General features: G+C 63.2%; 13 protein-coding genes and 1 pseudogene. 9 read left to right on the top strand and 5 right to left on the bottom strand.

Annotated features, from left to right (window positions below; all coding sequences use genetic code 11):
- Positions 1 to 64: 64 nt before the first annotated feature.
- On the bottom strand, positions 65 to 274 hold the full coding sequence (locus AS26_RS06710) for a DUF378 domain-containing protein (protein ID WP_062307570.1): 210 nt from the start codon (positions 272 to 274) through the stop codon (positions 65 to 67).
- Between the two features lie 1,820 nt (positions 275 to 2,094).
- Positions 2,095 to 2,289: pseudogene (locus tag AS26_RS15005) on the bottom strand (transposase); the annotation flags it as partial.
- Positions 2,290 to 2,606: 317 nt separating this feature from the next.
- On the opposite strand from AS26_RS15005, the gene lysA reads away from it, so the two are divergent.
- The 3 genes from lysA (at position 2,607) to AS26_RS06690 (ending at position 7,160) form a co-directional block, all read left to right on the top strand.
- Positions 2,607 to 3,938, top strand: coding sequence for a diaminopimelate decarboxylase (lysA, locus tag AS26_RS06700; protein WP_083516009.1), 1,332 nt, complete (start codon positions 2,607 to 2,609; stop codon positions 3,936 to 3,938).
- Between the two features lie 121 nt (positions 3,939 to 4,059).
- Positions 4,060 to 5,586: a fumarate hydratase gene (locus AS26_RS06695; RefSeq protein ID WP_062307565.1), complete on the top strand. Its 1,527-nt coding sequence runs from the start codon at positions 4,060 to 4,062 to the stop codon at positions 5,584 to 5,586.
- Positions 5,587 to 5,861: 275 nt separating this feature from the next.
- Positions 5,862 to 7,160 (top strand): Nramp family divalent metal transporter, encoded by a 1,299-nt coding sequence (locus AS26_RS06690; RefSeq protein WP_062307564.1) that lies wholly within the window; start codon positions 5,862 to 5,864, stop codon positions 7,158 to 7,160.
- A gap of 32 nt (positions 7,161 to 7,192) precedes the next feature.
- Here AS26_RS06690 and AS26_RS06685 read toward each other — a convergent pair whose 3' ends face one another.
- Positions 7,193 to 8,512 (bottom strand): MATE family efflux transporter, encoded by a 1,320-nt coding sequence (locus AS26_RS06685; protein ID WP_062307561.1) that lies wholly within the window; start codon positions 8,510 to 8,512, stop codon positions 7,193 to 7,195.
- A gap of 160 nt (positions 8,513 to 8,672) precedes the next feature.
- On the opposite strand from AS26_RS06685, the gene AS26_RS06680 reads away from it, so the two are divergent.
- A complete protein-coding gene (locus tag AS26_RS06680; protein WP_062307559.1) occupies positions 8,673 to 10,421 on the top strand; it encodes a pyrimidine-nucleoside phosphorylase in 1,749 nt (582 codons plus the stop codon).
- Positions 10,422 to 10,424: 3 nt separating this feature from the next.
- Positions 10,425 to 12,254 (top strand): oligoendopeptidase F, encoded by a 1,830-nt coding sequence (gene pepF, locus AS26_RS06675; RefSeq protein ID WP_062307557.1) that lies wholly within the window; start codon positions 10,425 to 10,427, stop codon positions 12,252 to 12,254.
- On the opposite strand, the gene AS26_RS06670 is transcribed toward pepF, so the two are convergent.
- Both AS26_RS06670 and AS26_RS06665 read right to left on the bottom strand, forming a co-directional pair.
- Positions 12,255 to 13,517, bottom strand: a complete 1,263-nt coding sequence (locus AS26_RS06670; RefSeq protein ID WP_062307554.1) for an ATP-binding protein — start codon at positions 13,515 to 13,517, stop codon at positions 12,255 to 12,257.
- Positions 13,518 to 13,682: 165 nt separating this feature from the next.
- Positions 13,683 to 14,519, bottom strand: a complete 837-nt coding sequence (locus AS26_RS06665) for a pyrroline-5-carboxylate reductase family protein (protein ID WP_245629653.1) — start codon at positions 14,517 to 14,519, stop codon at positions 13,683 to 13,685.
- 106 nt (positions 14,520 to 14,625) lie between these two features.
- Here AS26_RS06665 and AS26_RS06660 point away from each other — a divergent pair, with 106 nt between their 5' ends.
- The 4 genes from AS26_RS06660 to eno form a co-directional block, all read left to right on the top strand.
- A complete protein-coding gene (locus AS26_RS06660) occupies positions 14,626 to 15,813 on the top strand; it encodes a phosphoglycerate kinase (RefSeq protein WP_062307549.1) in 1,188 nt (395 codons plus the stop codon).
- Positions 15,814 to 15,826: 13 nt separating this feature from the next.
- A complete protein-coding gene (gene tpiA, locus AS26_RS06655) occupies positions 15,827 to 16,597 on the top strand; it encodes a triose-phosphate isomerase (RefSeq protein ID WP_062307547.1) in 771 nt (256 codons plus the stop codon).
- Positions 16,594 to 18,159: a 2,3-bisphosphoglycerate-independent phosphoglycerate mutase gene (gpmI, locus tag AS26_RS06650; RefSeq protein ID WP_062307545.1), complete on the top strand. Its 1,566-nt coding sequence runs from the start codon at positions 16,594 to 16,596 to the stop codon at positions 18,157 to 18,159. The genes tpiA and gpmI overlap by 4 nt, the downstream gene beginning before the upstream one ends.
- Positions 18,160 to 18,185: 26 nt before the next feature.
- Positions 18,186 to 19,443 (top strand): phosphopyruvate hydratase (gene eno / locus AS26_RS06645; protein WP_062307542.1); only part of this gene is annotated, 1,258 nt, incomplete at its 3' end.

Below are 19,443 nucleotides of genomic sequence, written 5' to 3'. Positions count from 1 at the left end.
AGGAAAGCCCTGGTTTCCCCGTCGGGGAGCCAGGGCTTTGCGCCGTTTCGCGCCCTGTGCGAAATCACATTCTTACAGCCTGGCTCTTCACCAGGACGGCCACCAGCTGCCAAAGCGCGCCGAGGCCAACGAGCGCGTACACGAACTGCGAGAGCCACGTCGCGCCGAAGAGGGCTCCCACGAGGTTGTAGTTGGCAAAACCAATCAGGCCCCAGTTGATGCCCCCGATGATGACGAGCGCCCAGGCAATCCAGTCCACGGGGTTGAAGCGCACGGTCTCACCTCCAAATCGAATCTGTTGCTAGGGTGTTCTGGCTTTTGCCGTCCTATGCGCGCAGACCTTACGCAATTTGCCGTGTCAAGCGTCAGTGAATCTGTCACCCCGGACGAGGCCAAATGCGGCAGTGATGCTGACCAGCTGTCGAAGTCAGGCTCTATTCATTCAAAGAACTTGAAATGGATAAATATTACATATATGACTCAAGATCGTGGTTGTTGCAATCTCATGCGGGAGATGATTCAGTGCGAACGAGTGTCTTCATGAGCACTCGGATGGACGACATGGGCGATGTGAAACGCTTTCTTCCGCAACCGTGTCGTGAGTGTATGTGGCGTCGGGGACGAGTCCGCGCCTTGCCAAGATGTCAGAACGTGCATTGGGAATTGGGGGGCGATATTCGGCTCGAGCCGCTCTGTCAACAGGCCTTTGTTCCCGGGGATCACGCGGCGTACGACAACGATGCTGATGGAGCAGGCTCAAACGATCGTTTATGGGAGCGGGAGGTTGTCGAGTCCATCGGATAGGCGTCCTTTGCATCTAGACTCGAGTCACGTCGCCTCTCCTCCATGAGCGCACAACGGATGATGGTCTCTAAGGATGCAGCATGCCCCTTCCATGGGTCGTGGCAAGGAAGGGGCATGCAAAGACCCAAGAGCACGAACGTCTTGAGTCTTCGTTCGTTCCATTACGTCATGCCGTTGATGGTCTTCCGATGCACGGAATATGGGACATAACACCATCCGTAGATATTCCTGTGAACTGGCCTGTAGGGTGGAAAACTATCCGTCATGAACGGGATGTGATATGACTGCGGATGGTGGTCTGTGTCTTTCTGCAGTTCAAGAACTGTGAGGTGATTCATTTGCGGTTCCATATTCATGAGCTCCTTTCGTTATGTTGAAGACGAATTGATTGGTGAACCTCTCCTCTTTCGCATGGATGACATAGAATCATCCGGAAAACATCGCCATCACAATCCGTCTTGACCACAGAGAAGCGATCCTGAAGGACGATTAAAGAGGGTAGACACGCTGGACGTGATAACGAACGCATGGGTTGTATTTGCTGGGGCGTTGGATCTCGAGCGTCCAGTTGGCGAATGAATGATCTTTGACCAGTCTTCGTGCATCCACTCCATCGCCTAATTTGAGGACGACATAATGGCTCTTCTTCTTTCTGCTCATCTACAATCTCCTTTCTCCAGGCGATACTGCACTTTATGGTCGAATGCCCGCCCAAGGAAAGGGCAAACGCCCAATTGGGGGCTGGAAAACGAGCAGAGGACCCGCAAGGGAGACGGATGATTCCAGAAAACGCTCATCGAATAAGCAGGGTTCGGAGCAAAAACCCTCGCTGATCTGCTCGTGATAATCGGGCTACTCTGTGCATGGAGAGAAGCGAGATGCGGTTACGCTGGCACATACGCTGTCGAGTCATCGTGTATCGACTGTTCAAAGACATGACTACGACGCAAGGTGGTGAAAATCGGACCATTCGATCAACACGACTGCGTAGTGGCCTTTTGGCGTGACTTGAATGGAAACCTCTTGGATGCTCAGATGGTTGCAATCGAATTCATCAATCTGCTACGACCAATCGTGGCTATTTCTACCTTCATCACGTTTTCTGCTGTGTGGATAGATCGCGCCCCTTCGGTATTCGTTCGAATCATCAGGTTAGGCCACCTGCTCGAGACGATTCGTCCGGTGCGTCGCCAGAACCGATGCCAACAGTACACTGGCGTTGACGTACGCATGCGCTGTGGCCTTCTCGATACCCCCCACACATGCACGTCATCTAGTTTCATCCGCTATTTTAAGGGTCGCCGCCAGAAATGCGCGCAAGATAGCTTCCCGGGAGATGGGCTTGGCCCCTTGGGGTGTCAAACTGCTCAACTTCGCGGCATACGGACTCAGATCGAGCGCGGAGAAAAAACTCTCAGGCTGCTCCGAAGGGTCAATTTCCATCCATTTGTCAAAGCAAAAGAGCCATGTTTGTCGAAGGTGCACGTTAGACTTCGCCCCGTAGAAATGGTTTGGTGGATACCATTTTCTCTCTCTCAAGTTGGGGTGAAGTCCTTCACTTTGGAAATGACCGTGAGACGTCGAGCTTCTTCCTGCCGCATCACAAGATACTCCTTGCTCATCCACGACATTTTCACGGACGAATCTCACGGTGACCATATCACTGACGCTCAACACTTTACGCAATTTGCCGTTGCTCGCGTCAATCGCGCACGTATATACTTGTGTCTGAATCTTTATTCAGGTCCTGCGCACCGGGTCGTGTCGCGTCGAGCAAGAGAGAGACGATAGGAGTGGACAGTGTGAAGTCAGAACACCTGTTGGACGTGAGGCCGAGCGTGGACGCGCACTTTCCGCGAGATGAAAAGGGCCACCTTCTCATCGGCGGGGTAAGCGCGGTCGATCTCGCCCGTCAGTTCGGAACGCCGCTCATCGCATACGACGAGGGGCTGATTCGCGAGACCATCCGCGCGTTTCACCGCGTGTTCCAAGAGGAAGGCGTGCCGTACCAGATTTCGTACGCCAGCAAGGCCTTCTGCACCATCGCCATGTGTCAGCTCGCGCACGAGGAGGGACTCGGCATCGACGTCGTGTCGGGGGGCGAGTTGTACACTGCGCTCGCGGCCGGCGTGCCCGCGGCGAAGCTTCACATGCACGGCAACAACAAGACCCCGGAGGAACTCCAATACGCGGTGGAGAGCGGCATCGGCGCCGTGATCGTGGACAACTTTGACGAGATCGATCTCCTGGCCGACATCCTTGAAACAACCGGGCGCACGGTCGACGTCCTTGTGCGAGTGGCGCCGGGGGTCGAGGCGCACACGCACGACTACATCTCCACCGGGCAGCAGGACTCCAAGTTCGGCTTCGATCTCGCCAGCCATCAGGTGGAGCAGGCGTTTGCGCGGCTCAAGGAAGTGGAACGCGCGCGCGTCATCGGCGTGCACGCCCACATTGGATCGCAGATCTTCGACGTGGAAGGCTTCCAGCTGCTCGCTCATCGCATGGCGAGCGTGTACGAAGACGGACTGAGCCGGTTCGGCCTGCCCTTTTCCGTGCTCAACTTGGGCGGCGGGTTCGGGATCCCGTACACCGACGAGGACGCCCCGCCGGTGGCCGATCTCGTCCGTGGCGTCATTCGCGCTGCTAAGTCGGCCTTTGCGGCTCGCGACATGGACGTGCCGGTCCTGTGGATTGAGCCGGGCCGCAGCATCGTTGGGCCGGCGGGGGTCACGCTGTATCGCGTGGGCAGTCGCAAGGTGATCCCGGGCGTGCGCAATTACGTCGCCATCGACGGGGGCATGACGGACAATCCGCGCCTGGCGCTCTACGGCGCGAAGTACCACGCGTGTTACGCGAACCGCGCGGCGGAGGCCCCGGATCGCCTGTGGTCGGTGGCGGGCAAGTGCTGCGAGAGCGGGGACATGCTCATCTGGGATCTCCCGCTTGCGGACCCACAGCCGGGGGATCTGCTTGCCGTCTTCGCGACTGGTGCGTACACGTATGCGATGGCGAGCCACTACAACCGCATCCCCAAGCCCGCGGTGGTCTTCTGCCGGGACGGCGAGGCGCGTCTCGTAGCGCGGCGGGAGACATGGGCGGATGTGGCGCGGCTGGATGTGCCGCTCCGGTGAGGGCCTTTTGGCCCTTTTTTTGTGGGCGGCGGTGAATGGACCGCGATTCCGGCTTCGGAGGCGGCTAGTGATATACTGAAAGAGGGCCACCAGGAACGTGCTGTGAAAGGGGTAGTGGCAAGTGGCGACGAAAGCGTTTGATAGTCTATTGGAACTCATCACGGAGACCTCCACGAATCTGCCGCCCGACGTGCGCAGGGCCATCAAGCGGGCGCAGCTCCAGGAGGAGTTGGGCAGCCGCGCGTCCATCGCCCTGAACACCATCATCGACAATATCATCTCCGCAGAGGAGGACGTGCAGCCCATCTGTCAGGACACGGGCATGCCGACCTTCATCGTCCATTGTCCGGTCGGTTTCAACCAAATTGAGTTCGAGAAAGAGATTCGCCGGGCCGTCGCCGAAGCGACGCGGCTTGGCAAGCTGCGGCCCAACTCGGTCGATCCGCTCACCGGCAAGAACACCGGCGACAATCTCGGCGAGGGCACGCCCATTGTCCATTTCCACCAGTGGGAGAAAGACGAGGTCGAGGTGAAGCTCATCCTCAAGGGCGGAGGCTGTGAAAACAAGAACATCCAGTACGCCCTTCCGACCGAGCTTCCGGGCCTCGGGCGAGCGGGGCGCGATCTCGACGGCGTTCGCAAGTGCATCTTGCACGCGGTCTATCAGGCTCAGGGTCAGGGGTGCAGTGCGGGCTTCATCGGCGTGTGCATCGGCGGCGATCGCACGAGCGGCTATGAAGCGGCGAAGGAACAGCTGTTCCGCCCGCTGGACGATGTCAACCCGAATCCGCAGTTGGCCGAACTCGAGCAATACATCATGGAGAAGGCCAATCAGCTCGACATCGGCACCATGGGCTTTGGCGGGAGAGTGACGCTCTTAGGTTGCAAGATTGGCGTGCGCAACCGGATTCCCGCGAGCTTCTTCGTCTCGGTGGCGTACAACTGCTGGGCCTTCCGGCGCCTTGGCGTGGTGCTCGATCCCGAGACGGGCGAAATCCGGCGCTGGCTGTACAAGGATGGCGAGGGTCAGCTCGAGCGTCCGAAGCAGGCCTTTTCGACGGAGAACGCGATCGTGCTGCAGGCGCCCATCAGCGAGGAGCAGATCCGCAAGCTGAAGGTGGGCGACGTGGTGCTCATCCGGGGCGAAATCCACACGGGTCGCGACGAGCTTCACAAGTATCTCATGCACCACGATTCGCCGGTGGACCTCCGGGGCGGCATCCTGTATCACTGCGGCCCGGTGATGCTCAAGGACGAGAACGGCGAATGGCACGTCAAGGCCGCTGGGCCCACGACGAGTTCGCGCGAGGAGCCTTATCAGGCCGACATCATCGAGAAGTTTGGCATTCGCGCGGTCATAGGCAAGGGCGGCATGGGCGAAAAGACGCTGCAGGGCCTGAAGAAGTGCGGCGCGGTCTACTTGAACGCCATCGGCGGCGCGGCGCAATTCTATGCGCGGTGCGTGACGAAGGTGAAGGGGGTCGACTTCCTCGAGCAGTTCGGCATCCCCGAGGCCATGTGGCACCTCGAGGTAGACAACTTCCCGGCCATCGTGACGATGGATGCACATGGGAACAGCTTGCACAAAGAAGTCGCCGAGGAGTCGATGGTCAAGCTGGAGGATCTGAAGGAACCCGTGTTCGTGTGAGCGCATCTTCGATATAGAGTTCTTGGGGAACTGCCCCTTATCCGTGCGCAAGCGCGGTGAGGGGCAGTTTTTGTCTTTGCGGAGGACTGTGGGCAGCAGCTTGTGCACTTTCCCTAGGCCAAAAATGTTGGTTTCGGACAAAAGTGCAGGTCACAAATCGCCGAATCCGGCGTATAATAGGGTCAGAAAGTTTCCTTTGGCTAAAAATCTTACCCGAATACAACTCATGTCCGGGGCCCCTAGGCAGGGCCGTTGCCGGCGGAGGGGGCGATGAGGTGAGTGTGACGACCACGAGCTACCAGACGTCTGACGCGAAGGCTGTGCGAGCCGCTAGGGCCGCGCTGGATCGCCGCCGCAGAGGGCTGCGCGCGCTGTTGCCCTTCCTTGGGCCGGCCTTTGTCGCCTGCGTCGCGTACATCGACCCTGGCAATTACGCGACGAACATCCAGAGCGGCTCACAGTTTGGCTACCGCTTGTTGTGGGTGGTCGTGCTTGCGAATCTCATGGCGATGCTCATTCAGCACCTGTCCGCGAAGCTCGGCATCGCCACGGGCAAGAGCCTGCCCGAGATGTGCCGAGATCACTTCCCGAAGTGGCTGACGTACGTGATGTGGGCGTTTTCCGAAGTCGCGGCCATGGCCACCGATATCGCGGAATTTTTAGGTGCCACGGTCGGCTTGAATCTGCTTCTTCACATTCCCATGCTCTGGGGCACGCTCATCACGGGCGTCGTCACGTATCTCATCCTGACGCTCGACCGCCTTGGTTTCCGCCCGTTGGAGAAGTTCATCACGGCGTTCGTCCTGATCATCGCGCTGTGCTACGTGGTGGAGACGGCCTTTTCCAAGCCGAATTGGGGGCAGGTGGCCTACCACAGCGTGGTGCCGTGGCTCGGGAACCAGGCGGCGGTGCTGCTCGCCGTCGGCGTGATCGGCGCGACGGTGATGCCGCACGTGGTGTACTTGCATTCGAGCCTGACGCAAAACCGCATTCAGCCGCGGGACGAAGAGGACAAAGTGAAGATCGCGCGCTTCAGCGCCAAAGAAGTCGTCATCGCCATGTCGCTCGCCGGTCTCGTGAACCTGTCCATGATGTTCATGGCCGCGTCGGTGTTTCACAACACCGGCCACACGGGCGTGGCGGACATCTCGACCGCCTACAAGACGCTGACGCCGCTGCTCGGGCCGGCGAGCGCCGCGGTGTTTCTCATTTCGCTCTTGGCCTCCGGCTTCTCGAGCTCCGCGGTCGGCACGATGGCCGGGCAGGTCATCATGCAGGGGTTTGTCGGCTTCACGATTCCGCTCTGGCTCCGGCGCGTCATCACGATGATCCCGACCGTCATCATCGTCGCGCTCGGCATCGATCCGACTCAGACGCTCGTCCTGAGCCAAGTGGTGTTGAGCGTCGTCCTGCCGATGCCGGTGGTGGCCCTCATCTACTTCACGCGCCGGCCGGACATCATGGGGCGATTGGTCAACCGGCGGCTGACCACCTGGGTGGCGAGCTTTTGCGCGAGCGTGATCGTCGTGTTGAACATGCTGCTTCTCTATCTGTCCTTCGGCGGCACCTTCTGACGCTTTTCGGCCCGGCATGCGCCGGGCTTTTTTTATGCGGTCCTGGCCAGGCGCGCGCGGACCTTGCGGGCGAGCTCGAGGTACGGTGCCAAATCCGTGCGCGTCACGCGCCAAAGGGCACGGCTGTCGCGCCCGGAGGCCCGCCGGTACCAGGTGACGTACAGGGCGAGCTCCAGCACGTACGAGAGCGTCGACGCGATGGATGCGCCGTACATGCCGGCGAGGGGGATGAGCCCGAGGCACATGAGCGCATTGGCGGCGATCACGGCCAGGTTCACCCAGGTGAGCGCCGTCGGGCGGCCGAGCGCGTTGCTGAAGTACTGCGCAATCACGTTGGCGGTGGCCTTGAGCACGAGGCCCGGGAGGAGGACGTAGAACGGGCCGAGGCTTCCGCCGTACTTGTGCCAGCTGTAGATGAGCACGATGACGGGCATCCCGAGGGCCAGGGCGAAGGCCGCGAAGATGGACGTGATGAGCGTCTGCCGCGAGGCGCTCTCCGTGATGGCGCCGGCGTCGTCCACGCTTGCGGCGGTTACGCGGTGAAACACCATCGTCGCGATGGTCTGCGTCAGGGTGTTGAGGATCTCTGCCGCCGCGACCGCTACGCCATAGATGGAGAGCGTGGTGGCGCTGTGCAAGAGCGCGAGCATCCAGAAATCCGTCCGATAGTTCACGTATCCTGTGACGATGGCGAGCGAGGAGGCCGTGCCGTATCGATAGAGCCCTCGCCATTCCGCCCGGTGGAATCGCCACTTGAGCGCCTCTCCGAACCCGAGTTTCTGGTACGTCACGGCGAGCGTCAGCGCGACGCACAGGGCCCAGGAGACGAGCCAAATGCGAAAGGTCCACATGAGACGAGGTCCGGGCGCCATGTGCCAGTGACTTGCGATGAAGGCGAGGTAGAGGACGAGAAACGCCACAGCCTGCGCGATGTTCACGCGGTTCAGCCACGAGATCTCGCCGAGCGAGTTGAGGAGTTTGGAGCCGTAGCCGAACAGGAACGTGAACGGGATCCCGACCAGCGCATAGGCGATGGCGAGCGGGGGATGCCAGATCCAAAGGGCGGCGAGAGCGCACAGCCAGAAGGTGGCGCTGAACAGGTACATGACGAAGTTGCCCATTTGGACGATCTGCGCCCGATCCTCAGGTCTCCGGGGCAGCGCGTAGGAGAAATAATTCGTGTACCCGCCCGAAAACGACTGGCCAAGCGTGGCCACGGTCGTCGAGAGCTGAAATTCGCCGCGGCTTGCCGTCGGCAGATACCGCGCGGCAATGGCGCTGTTGGCGAAGGTGAGAAACGAGGACAGTCCGCGGTAGATAAAGCTGTACAGCGTGAGCTTCCGTCCTATCACGAGGCGTCGTCTCCATTTCCGGCCCAGCCGAGAATCGGCGGCAAAGCTGCCACGTATCACTTTACTGAAGTCTGTCCCATCCGTGAAGGGTCGGCGCACAGCTCGTTCCGCGCTGTGGTACCATGGACGCGAAGGAGCTCGAGACGAGAGGGTGCATTGCATGCGAGCGGTGGACGTGATCGACAAGAAGCGGAGAGGCGAGGTGTTGACCGAGGAGGAGCTTCGGATTCTGGTCGAGGGATATGTGAAGGGGAACATCCCGGACTACCAGATGAGCGCGTTCCTCATGGCCGTGGTCTGGCGAGGCATGACTCGCGAGGAGACGCTCGTGCTCACGCGGCTTCTGGCCGATTCTGGCGAGCGGCTGGACCTCTCGGGTATCCCGGGCGTCAAAGTGGATAAGCACAGCACCGGAGGTGTGGGGGACAAGGCGACGCTCGTGGTGCTGCCGCTCGTCGCGTCCATCGGCGTGCCGGTCATCAAGATGTCCGGGCGAGGGCTCGGGCACACGGGTGGCACCATCGACAAGCTCGAGTCCATCCCGGGATTTCGCACGGATCTCAGCGTGGCAGAGCTCGTGGCGCAGGTGAAGGAAGTGGGCATCGCGCTCGGCGGGCAGACGGCGGATCTGGCGCCGGCCGACAAGAAGCTGTACGCGCTCAGGGATGTGACCGGGACCGTCGAGTCGCTGCCCCTCATCGCGAGCTCGGTCATGAGCAAAAAGCTGGCGGGCGGCGCCGACGCCATCGTGCTCGATGTGAAGGTGGGCGACGGCGCGTTCATGAAGTCGCGCTCGGACGCGCACAGGCTCGCGCGGCTCATGGTGGACATTGGCGAGGCGGCGGGCAGGCGGACGGTAGCGGTGCTCAGTAACATGGATCAGCCGCTCGGGTGTGCCATCGGGAACGCGCTCGAGGTGGCCGAGGCCATCCGCGTGCTGTCCGGCGAGGGGCCGTTCGATCTCGCCGAGATCGCGCTCACCCTGGCGGAGGAGATGGCCGTGTTGGCGGGCGTGGCCGCGACGCGCGAAGAGGCGCGCCACAAGCTACGCCAGTCGGTGGCCGAGGGCCGGGCGCTCGGGACGCTCAGGCGCTGGATTGCGGCGCAGGGGGGCGATCCGGCCGTGGTGGACGATCCGCGCCGCCTCCCGCAGGCCCCGGTCCAAATGCCGTATCTGCCGAAGAAGGCCGGGTTTGTCGCCAAGCTGCCGGCGCTCGCGTTTGGCCTCGCGGCGATGCGGCTCGGCGCGGGCCGCGAGACGAAGGACGCTGCCATCGATCCGTCCGTCGGGATCGTCCTGCACGCGAAGGTGGGCGATCGCGTCCAGACCCATCGCCCGATGTTCACCGTGCACGCGCGCACGGAGGAGGACGCCCTCCGCTCGATCCGCGAGCTCGAGGCGGTCATCGAGATTTCGGACGATCCGGTGGACGCGCCGCCGCTCATCCTGGCGCGAATCGAGGGAAGCGAGACACTTCCCCACACGCACCTGATGGAGGCGGCGCGCGAGGCGCGCGAGCGCGCGTACGTGCCGTATTCCGGGTTCGCCGTCGGTGCGGCGCTCGAGCTTGGGGACGGGCGCATCGTGAGGGGCGCGAACGTCGAGAATGCTTCGTACGGGCTCACCAACTGCGCGGAGCGAACCGCGGTGTTTCGCGCCGTCGCGGAGGCCTCGCCTGGGGCGAAGCCCGAGATTCGCGCGGTGGCCGTCATCGCGGACAGCCCGGAGCCGGTCTCGCCCTGCGGCGCGTGCCGCCAGGTGTTGGCTGAGTTCTGCTCGCCCGACACCCCGGTCTACCTCGGGAACCTGCGCGGGGATGTGGCCGAGACCACGGTGGGCGAGCTTCTCCCAGGCGCATTCACGGGCGCACAGATGGCAAACGTCAGGCTGCAGGACAAGGAGGCGTAAAACTTGGCATCTCAGGTGGTTTGGGCGCGCGACGTGCGCGGAAAGGCGAGGCAGGAGATTGACCCCGAGTTCCGCTGGAACCTCGAAGACATTTACCCGGACCAAGAGGCGTGGCGCAAGGACGCAAAGCGCGTCCGGGAGCTCGCCGAGGCCTTTGCCCAGTTTCGCGGTCAGCTACACACGTCCGGGGAGACGCTCCTCCGTGCGCTCCGGGCGCACGACGAACTCGGTCAAATCCTCGGGAAGCTCTTCGTCTACGCCAAGATGAAGCTCGACGAGGACACGACCGAGAAATGGCGGCAGGCGCTGTTCGCGGAGGCCCAGCGGCTCGCCGCCGAAACGCAGGCGACGACGTCGTTTTTCTACCCTGAGCTCGTCCAGCTCTCGCCCGAGCAGGTCGAAGGCTGGCTCGAGACGGTCGAGGGGCTCGAGCTGTACCGCTTCTTTCTCGAGGAAACCCTGCGCCAGCGCGATCACGTCCTGACGCCGGAGCAGGAGGAGCTTTTGGCGCAGTTCAGCGAGGTGCTGCACGCGTCGTCCGAGATCTTCGAGATGTACAACAACGCGGACACGGTCTTTCCGGCCATTCGCGACGAGAACGGGGACGAGGTTCAGGTCACGCACGCCCTGTACCACGAGCTGTTGGAGCGGCGCGATCGCGGCGTGCGCGAGCGGGCGTTCCACGCGGTGTACGACACGTACAAGAAGCACCGCAACACGATTGCGGCGCTCTACGCGACGAGTGTGAAGCGGAACGCCATCAACGCGCGCGTCCGGCGGTATCCGTCCGCGCTCGACGCGGCGCTCGACGGGGATCGCATCCCCCGCACCGTGTACGAAAACCTGATCCGGGCCGTGCGGGACTCGCTGCCGGCGCTTCAGTCGTATCTCGCGCTGCGGAAACGGGCGCTCGCGCTCGACGAACTGCACATGTGGGATTTGTACGTGCCGCTCGTCGCCGAGATCGACTGGAAGGTCCCCTACGCGGAGGCGCGCGAGACCGTGCTGCGGGCGGTTGAGGCCTTCGGCGAGGCGTACGCGAGCGCCGCGCGCGAGGGGCTGTACGGGCGCTGGGTGGACGTCTATGAGACGCGGGGCAAACGCTCGGGTGGTTACTCGTGGGGCACGTACGGCACGCATCCCTACATTCTGCTCAACTACACCGATTCCGTCCAGGACATGTTCACGCTGGCGCACGAGCTCGGCCATTCGATGCACAGCTACTTTTCGCGGAAGACGCAGCCGTACATCTACAGCGATTACACCATTTTCGTGGCCGAGGTGGCGTCCACGGTCAACGAGGCGATGTTGTACGATCACCTGCTCGGGCGCGAACAGGACCCGCTGCGGCGCGCGTACCTTTTGAACCGTCAGGTGGAGACCATTCGCACCACGCTCATCGCCCAGACGCTCTACGCGGAGTTTGAAAAGCGCACGCATGAGCGCATCGAATCGGGCGGCGCCATCACGGCGGACTGGCTGGACGAGGTGTTTTACGAGCTGAACCGGGCCTACTACGCGCCGGAGGTGGTGGTGGACGACGATATCGCGCACGGCTGGATGCGCATCCCACACTTTTACTCGGCGTTTTACGTGTACAAATACGCCACCGGCATCTCGGCGGCGCTCGCCCTCGTCGAAAAGATCCGGCGCGAGGGGGACGAAGCGGTGGCGCGGTATCTCCGCTTTCTGTCCTCGGGGAGCTCCAACACGTCCATTGAGCTCCTGCGGATGGCGGGCGTGGACATGACGAGCGATGCCCCTGTGCGCCAGGCGCTCGAGCGGTTTGGGCGGCTCGTGGCGGAACTCGGAGAGCTTTTGGCGGCGCGCTGATTAGGCGCGCCGCGGGGCGCGTTTCGGGATGTCCACCGTGACCGTCGTGCCTACGCCGACCTTGGAGCGGACGGCGATAGATCCGCCGTGGGATTCGACGATGTGCTTGCACACGAAGAGGCCGAGCCCCGTGCCCGTGGACTTGGTGGTGTAGAACGGCCGAAAAATCCGCTCCGTGTTTTCAATCCCGCACCCGTTGTCCACCACCTGCACCCGAACGCCGTCCTCCCGCTCGTCGACGCTCAGGGTCACGGTGGCGTGTGGCGTGGCGCGGCACGCCTGAAGCGCATTCTGGACCAGATTGATGAGGACCTGCTTTATTTGCGCGGGCCGGACGGCGGCTGGGATGGGGCGGTCGGGGACGAAGAGCTCGAACCCAATGTTGCAGAGGCTCGCCTCCGGGACGAGAAAGCGGTGGACGGATCGCGCGATCTCGGCCATGTCCACCTCCACCACGTCTTCCCGGTCGGGGCGGCACAGGCCCATGAACTCCTCCAACAATTCTCGTATCCGATCCAGTTCGCTGATGGTGAGCTCGAGATAGGCGCGGTCTTTGGCGTCGCACCGCTCCGCGAAGAGCTGCAGAAATCCGCGCGCCGTCGTGAGGGGGTTCCGGATCTCGTGCGCGATTCCGGCGCACAATTGGGCCAAGGCGGACACTTTCTCAAATTCGTGCAATTTTTTGCGCATGCGTTCGAGGACGCATTGGCTTCGCTGCACGAGGGTGCGCTCGCAGGTCGCCCACGCCTGCGTGGCGGCGTGCGCGAGGTAGAGCGCGAGGCGCTCGAGGGAGCGAAGGTCTTCGTCGGAAACCCGCCGAACGACAGCCAAATGGCGGGCTCGTCCGGCAGCCACCGATAACCGCGTCCACGCCGCGTGCCACCGGCCCACGCGGAGAAGGGAGACCTCAGGGGTGCCAGCGCCGGTGCGCGGCGACGTTCGCGCTTGTCGCCCTGCGGCGGCGGGAAATTCCCGCGCGACGGCGTTCAGGCACTGGTTCAAGTCGTCCTTTTCCCATGGGCCGTGCGCCGCGCTGGCCACGACGTGGCCTTCGGCGTCGAGCACGAGACACACGAACGGATCGGGATCGGGGTGGGTGGCGGCGAGATCGCGCACGAACTCGAAAAAGGACCTTTCGCGGCCGCTCGCGCGCGCAAGGAGGTAGGGTGCCTTGAGGCGGGAGCGGGAGGTCGCGCCCGAGACCTCATCAGGTCTGCAGAAATCGTTGTCATTCGAAGCCATGGGTGCGTGTGCAGGTCCCAACGTGACAACCACCTTTAACGGCATTGCGAACAAACTTCTACACTTGTATCCATTATGCGACCTCGGTCTGTGTCGCACAAGTCGATGAATTGCAGTTCATGCCCTTTCGACAAAGCTTTTCAAAATTCGCGCTGTAGAGGTGCGGCCTCGGCCTCGCCCGGGGGCTCAGTTGCCAGGCGGCGTCTCCGGCGGATGGCCGCGGGCAAAGCGGGCGGTGCGTCGGTGGAGATCGGCGAACCATTCCTCCGCGCCGGCGAACGCTTCGAGACCGGCTTCCGTCACGCCGCCGGGCACGCAGATGGCGTCCAACACTTCGTCGAACGACCAGCCGGCTTCGAGCAACCGGGCAAATCCGACGGCCGTGTCGCGGATGAATTCGGCCACTTCCGCAGGACGGAGCGCGCCGGTCGAAGCGGCGGCGTGCGTCCAGGCGATGCAGAGGCGCGCCCAAAAGGCAGGTCCGCAGCTCGTGAGATCCGAGGCCACGCGCACTTGCTCGTCCGCGATGGGAAAGGGTCGGCCGATGGGGCGGAGGAGTTGCTCAACGCGCCGCTTGGTCTCTCGGTCCGCCCCGTCCGGATAGACGACGAGGATGGCGCCCGATTTCGCCCATTGCGTGAGGCTTGGCACCATCTTGACGGGGACGGCGGGGGTGAAACGCTGCCACGCTGCGAGATCTGCGGTGGAGATGGTCGTGAGCAGGAGTGCCCTCGGCACGAGCTGCGGGCCGATGTCGCGGACGACCTGTTCTCCGTCCGCGGCGCGCGTGCAGATGAGCACCGTGTCGCACAGCTCGGCCATCTCGCTCAGGTCTCTAGCCACCGCGATGTGCGGGTGACGTTGCGCCACCAAGGTGGCCTTCTCCCGCGTGCGGTTGAACACGAGGATGCGCTCGCCCGAGGTCTCCGCGAGCAAGGCGGCGAGCATGCCGCCCATGTGTCCGGTCCCAATGATGCCGATGGTCATGGTAGGCCACCCCCGATGGGATCTCGCTCTTGCCATGTATATGACCTCCCTTGCCCCTTTAGACGCGCGCGGGAGGGTCTGGTACAATACAAGCGGAACAGCACCCCGAGATGAAAAGACGCTTGGAGATGGGAGGATTTTTGTGGCTAAGAAGACCGTGGAAGATGTGGCGTGGCAGGGCAAGCGCGCCCTCGTGCGCGTGGATTTCAACGTGCCCATGGACGACGCGCGCCAGATCACCGATGACACGCGGATTCGCGCGGCGCTTCCGACCATTGCCTACTTGTCGGACCGCGGCGCTCGCGTGATACTCATGAGCCACCTCGGGCGTCCCAAGGGCGAGCCGAATCCAAAGTACTCCCTGCGCCCGGTCGCGGATCACCTGGCGTCACTCCTTCCCAACAAGCGGGTCACGTTTTGCCCGGAGGCCGTCGGCGAAGAGGCGCAACGGGCTGTGACGGCGCTTTCCGACGGCGACATCCTGCTTTTGGAGAACGTGCGCTTCTATCCCGGCGAGGAGAAGAACGACCCTGAGTTTGCACGACAGCTGGCTGCTCTCGGCGACGTGTTCGTGAACGACGCGTTCGGATCCGCGCACCGCGCGCACGCGTCCACAGCCGGGATCGCAGAGTACCTTCCCTGCGTCGCGGGCTTTCTGATGGAAAAGGAAGTCGGCATTATGGGCAGGGCGCTGGCGAATCCCGAGCGGCCGTTTGTCGCCATCATTGGGGGCGCCAAGGTGTCGGACAAGATTAAGGTATTGGAGAACCTGCTCCCCAAGGTGGACGCGCTCATCATCGGCGGCGGGATGGCCAACACCTTCCTGGCAGTCCAAGGCCACGACATGGCGAAGTCGCTCGTCGAGGAGGATGCCAAGGACACGGCGCGCCGCTTGCTCGATCTCGCCCGCACGTCGAACCGGAAGATTCTGCTCCCCGTGGACGTGGTGGCGGCCAAGGCGTTTGCGCCGGACGCCGAGCACACGGTGCGGCTCGTGAGCGAGCTTCAGCCGGACGAGATGGCGCTTGACATCGGTCCCGCGAGCGTGGAGGCGTTCCGCCGCGAAATCCTCGCTGCCAAGACGGTCATCTGGAACGGGCCGATGGGCGTGTTCGAGATGCCTGCGTTCGCGAAGGGAACCTTCGCCATCGCGCAGGCCATGGCGGAGGCGAACGCCACCACCATTGTCGGCGGCGGCGATTCGGTGGCCGCGGTGGAGCAGGCGGGCGTCGCAGACAAGATGACGCACGTCTCCACGGGCGGCGGCGCGTCGCTGGAGTTTCTGGAGGGCAGGACGCTGCCCGGCGTGGCCGTGATCGAAGACAAGTGAGGAGGTCTGTGAGATGGCGAGGACGCCCCTTCTCATGGGCAACTGGAAGATGTACAAGACAGTGGCGGAGGCCCGGGCGTTTGCGGAGGCCCTCGGACAACAGTCGCAGAAGCTGGATTCCCGCATCGAATACGCCATCTGTGCGCCGTACACCTGTCTGCACGTCCTGCGCGTGATGCTGCCTGCCCAGGTGCGGCTAGGCGCCCAGAACGTGTTTCCAGAAAAGGAAGGTGCCTATACAGGCGAGATTGCGCCGGGCATGCTTGCCGAGTTCGGGACGAAATTCGTCCTGGCTGGACACTCAGAGCGCCGCATGCTGTTCGGCGAGTCGGATCAGTTCATCAATCAAAAGGTCAAGGCCATCGTGGCGAATGGGATGACGCCGGTGCTCTGCGTCGGGGAGAACTCGACGCAGAAGGAGGAGGGCGTGACCCACGAGGTGGTCACGGGCCAGGTGCTCAAGGGGCTCGACGGCCTCAGTGCCGACGAGGTGGCGAACGCGGTGGTCGCGTATGAACCGGTCTGGGCCATTGGTTCGGGCAAGACCGCGACGCCCGAGGACGCTCTGGAGGTGGCGCGAGCCATTCGGTCCGCGGTGGCGGAGACGTGGTCGCGCGAAGCGGCGGACGGGCTTCGCATTTTGTACGGCGGCAGCGTGAAGCCGGACAACGTGGCGTCCTTCGTCCGCGAGCCGGATCTCGACGGCGCGCTCGTCGGCGGCGCGAGCCTCGATCCCTTGTCGTTTGCGGCGATGGCGGAAGCCATCAAGGGGGTGCTCGCATGAGCGACTTCGTGCGAAAGCCGCGTCCGAACGGCAAGGGCCCCGTCGCGCTCATCATTCTCGACGGCTTCGGCTTGAGCCCGCACCACGAAGGGAACGCGGTGTACCTGGCCAAGACCCCGAACTTCGATCACTACTGGGAGACGTATCCGCACACGACGCTCCAGGCGTCCGGCGAGGCGGTCGGCTTGCCGGACGGCCAGTTTGGCAACTCCGAGGTCGGCCACTCGAACATCGGGGCGGGCCGGGTCCTGTACCAGGATCTCACGCGGATCACCAAGGCCATCCGCGACGGCGACTTCTTCCAGAACGAGGTGCTGGTTCGCGCCATGGACCTCGCCGTCCGCCGCAAGAAGACGCTGCACATCTGCGGCCTCGTCTCGGACGGCGGCGTGCACAGCCACATCGATCACCTGTTTGCGCTCTTGCGCATGGCTGCGGGCCGCAAGGTGCCCCGGGTTGCGGTTCACGCGTTCCTCGACGGCCGGGACACGCCGCCCACGACGGGCGTGGGCTATCTGGAAGAGCTGCAGCGCCTGATGGACGATCTCGGCACGGGCGTCATCGCCACGGTGATGGGGCGCTACTACGCGATGGATCGCGACAGGCGCTGGGACCGCGTCAAGCGGGCGTACGACGCCATGGCCCACGGCGAGGGCCATCGCCACGAGGACGTCATCGCGGCGGTCAAGGCGAGCTACGACGCGGACGTCACCGATGAATTCGTCGAACCCATTGTGCACGTGGGCGAGGACGGCAAGCCGCTCGCGACGGTCGAGGACGGCGACAGCCTGATTTTCTTCAACTTCCGGCCGGATCGCGCCATACAGTTGTCCCTCGCCTTCACGGATCCTTCCTTCGACAAGTTCGACCGCGGGGCGAATCCGCCGAAGGTGCACTTTGTCTCCATGACGAAGTACAGCGACGATGTGAAGAGCGAGATCGCGTATCCGCCCGACTTTCCGACGGAGACGTACGGCGAGGTCGTGTCCAAGGCCGGGCTCACGCAACTGCGTATTGCGGAGACGGAGAAGTTCCCGCACGTGACCTTCTTCTTCTCCGGCGGGCGCGAGGAGCCGTTCCCGGGCGAGGAGCGCGTGCTCATCCCGTCGCCCAAGGTCGCCACGTACGATTTGAAGCCGGAGATGAGCGCGTACGAGGTGGCGGATGCGGCGGCCAAAAGGATTCGCTCGGGCGAGATCGACACCATGATCCTGAACTTCGCCAACCCGGACATGGTCGGGCACACCGGCTCGCTGGAGGCGGCCATTAAGGCGTGCGAGGCGGTCGACGAGTGCCTGAAGACGGTGATGGACGCCATCTTCGACATGGACGGCGTGGCCATCATTACGGCCGATCACGGCAACGCCGACATGATGATCTACCCTGACACGGGCGAGGTCTGCACCACGCACACCACCAACCCGGTTCCGTGTATCGTCACCGTGCCTGGGCTCAAGCTGCGCGAAGGCGGCATCCTGGCCGATCTCGCCCCGACACTGCTCGACCTGCTCGGCGTGCCAAAGCCCGAGGCGATGACGGGCAGGACCTTGATTGAACACTGACGATTCATCAAAAGGAGAGGATCGCGATGTCCGAGATCTTTGACGTCCACGCGCGCGAGGTGCTCGATTCCCGCGGCAATCCGACGGTGGAAGTGGAGGTGGAGCTCGAGTCGGGCGCGAAGGGCCGCGCCATCGTGCCGTCCGGCGCGTCGACCGGCGCCCACGAGGCGGTGGAGCTCCGCGACGGCGACAAGGGCCGCTACCAGGGCAAGGGCGTGTTGAAGGCCGTCAAGAACGTGAACGAGATCATCACACCGGAGATCATCGGCGAGGATGCGCTGGATCAGATCGCCATCGATAACCTGCTCATCTCGCTCGACGGCACGCCCAACAAGGGCAAGCTCGGCGCCAACGCCATTCTCGCGGTTTCCATTGCCGTGGCGAAGGCCGCCGCGGCGGAGGTGGGCCTGCCGCTCTACCGCTACCTCGGCGGGACGTACGCGCACACCTTGCCGACGCCGATGATGAACATCCTGAACGGCGGCAAGCACGCGGACAACACGGTCGACATCCAGGAGTTCATGGTCGTCCCGCACGGTGCACCGACCTTCCGCGAGGCGCTGCGCATGGGCGCGGAGATCTTCCATAGCCTGAAAAAGGTGCTCGCGGACAAGGGCCTGGCGACGACGGTGGGCGACGAAGGCGGGTTTGCGCCGAACCTGAAGACGAACGAAGAGGCGATTCAGGTCATCGTCGAAGCCATCGAAAAGGCGGGCTACAAGCCGGGGGATGAGGCCTCCATCGCGCTCGACATCGCGTCGACGGAGCTGTACAAGGACGGCCAGTACCACTTTGAGGGCGAGGGCGTGACGAGATCGGCCGACGAGCTCATCCGGTACTACGAGGGGTTGCTCGCGAAATACCCCATCTTGTCCATTGAGGACGGCCTTGCGGAGGACGACTGGGACGGGTGGAAGAACCTCACCGAAGCGCTCGGCGGCAAGGTCCAGCTCGTCGGGGACGATCTCTTCGTCACCAACGTGGAGCGCCTGAAGATGGGGATCGATCGCGGCGTGGGCAACTCCATCCTGGTGAAGGTGAACCAGATTGGCACGCTGACGGAGACGTTTGCCGCGGTCGAGCTCGCCAAGAAGAACCGTTACACAGCCATCATCTCGCACCGGTCGGGCGAGAGCGAGGACACGACGATTGCGGACATCGCCGTGGCGTTGAACACCGGCCAGATCAAGACGGGCGCGCCGAGCCGGACGGATCGGGTGGCGAAGTACAACCAGCTCCTGCGCATCGAGGAGGAGTTGGGCGCCGCGGCGGCGTACGCGGGTC

Origin of the sequence: Alicyclobacillus sendaiensis NBRC 100866, assembly GCF_001552675.1 — a bacterium.
GTDB classification, from domain to species: domain Bacteria; phylum Bacillota; class Bacilli; order Alicyclobacillales; family Alicyclobacillaceae; genus Alicyclobacillus; species Alicyclobacillus sendaiensis.
Note: the sequence above shows the minus strand (reverse complement) of the source record. Positions and strands in the feature narration are given on the sequence as shown.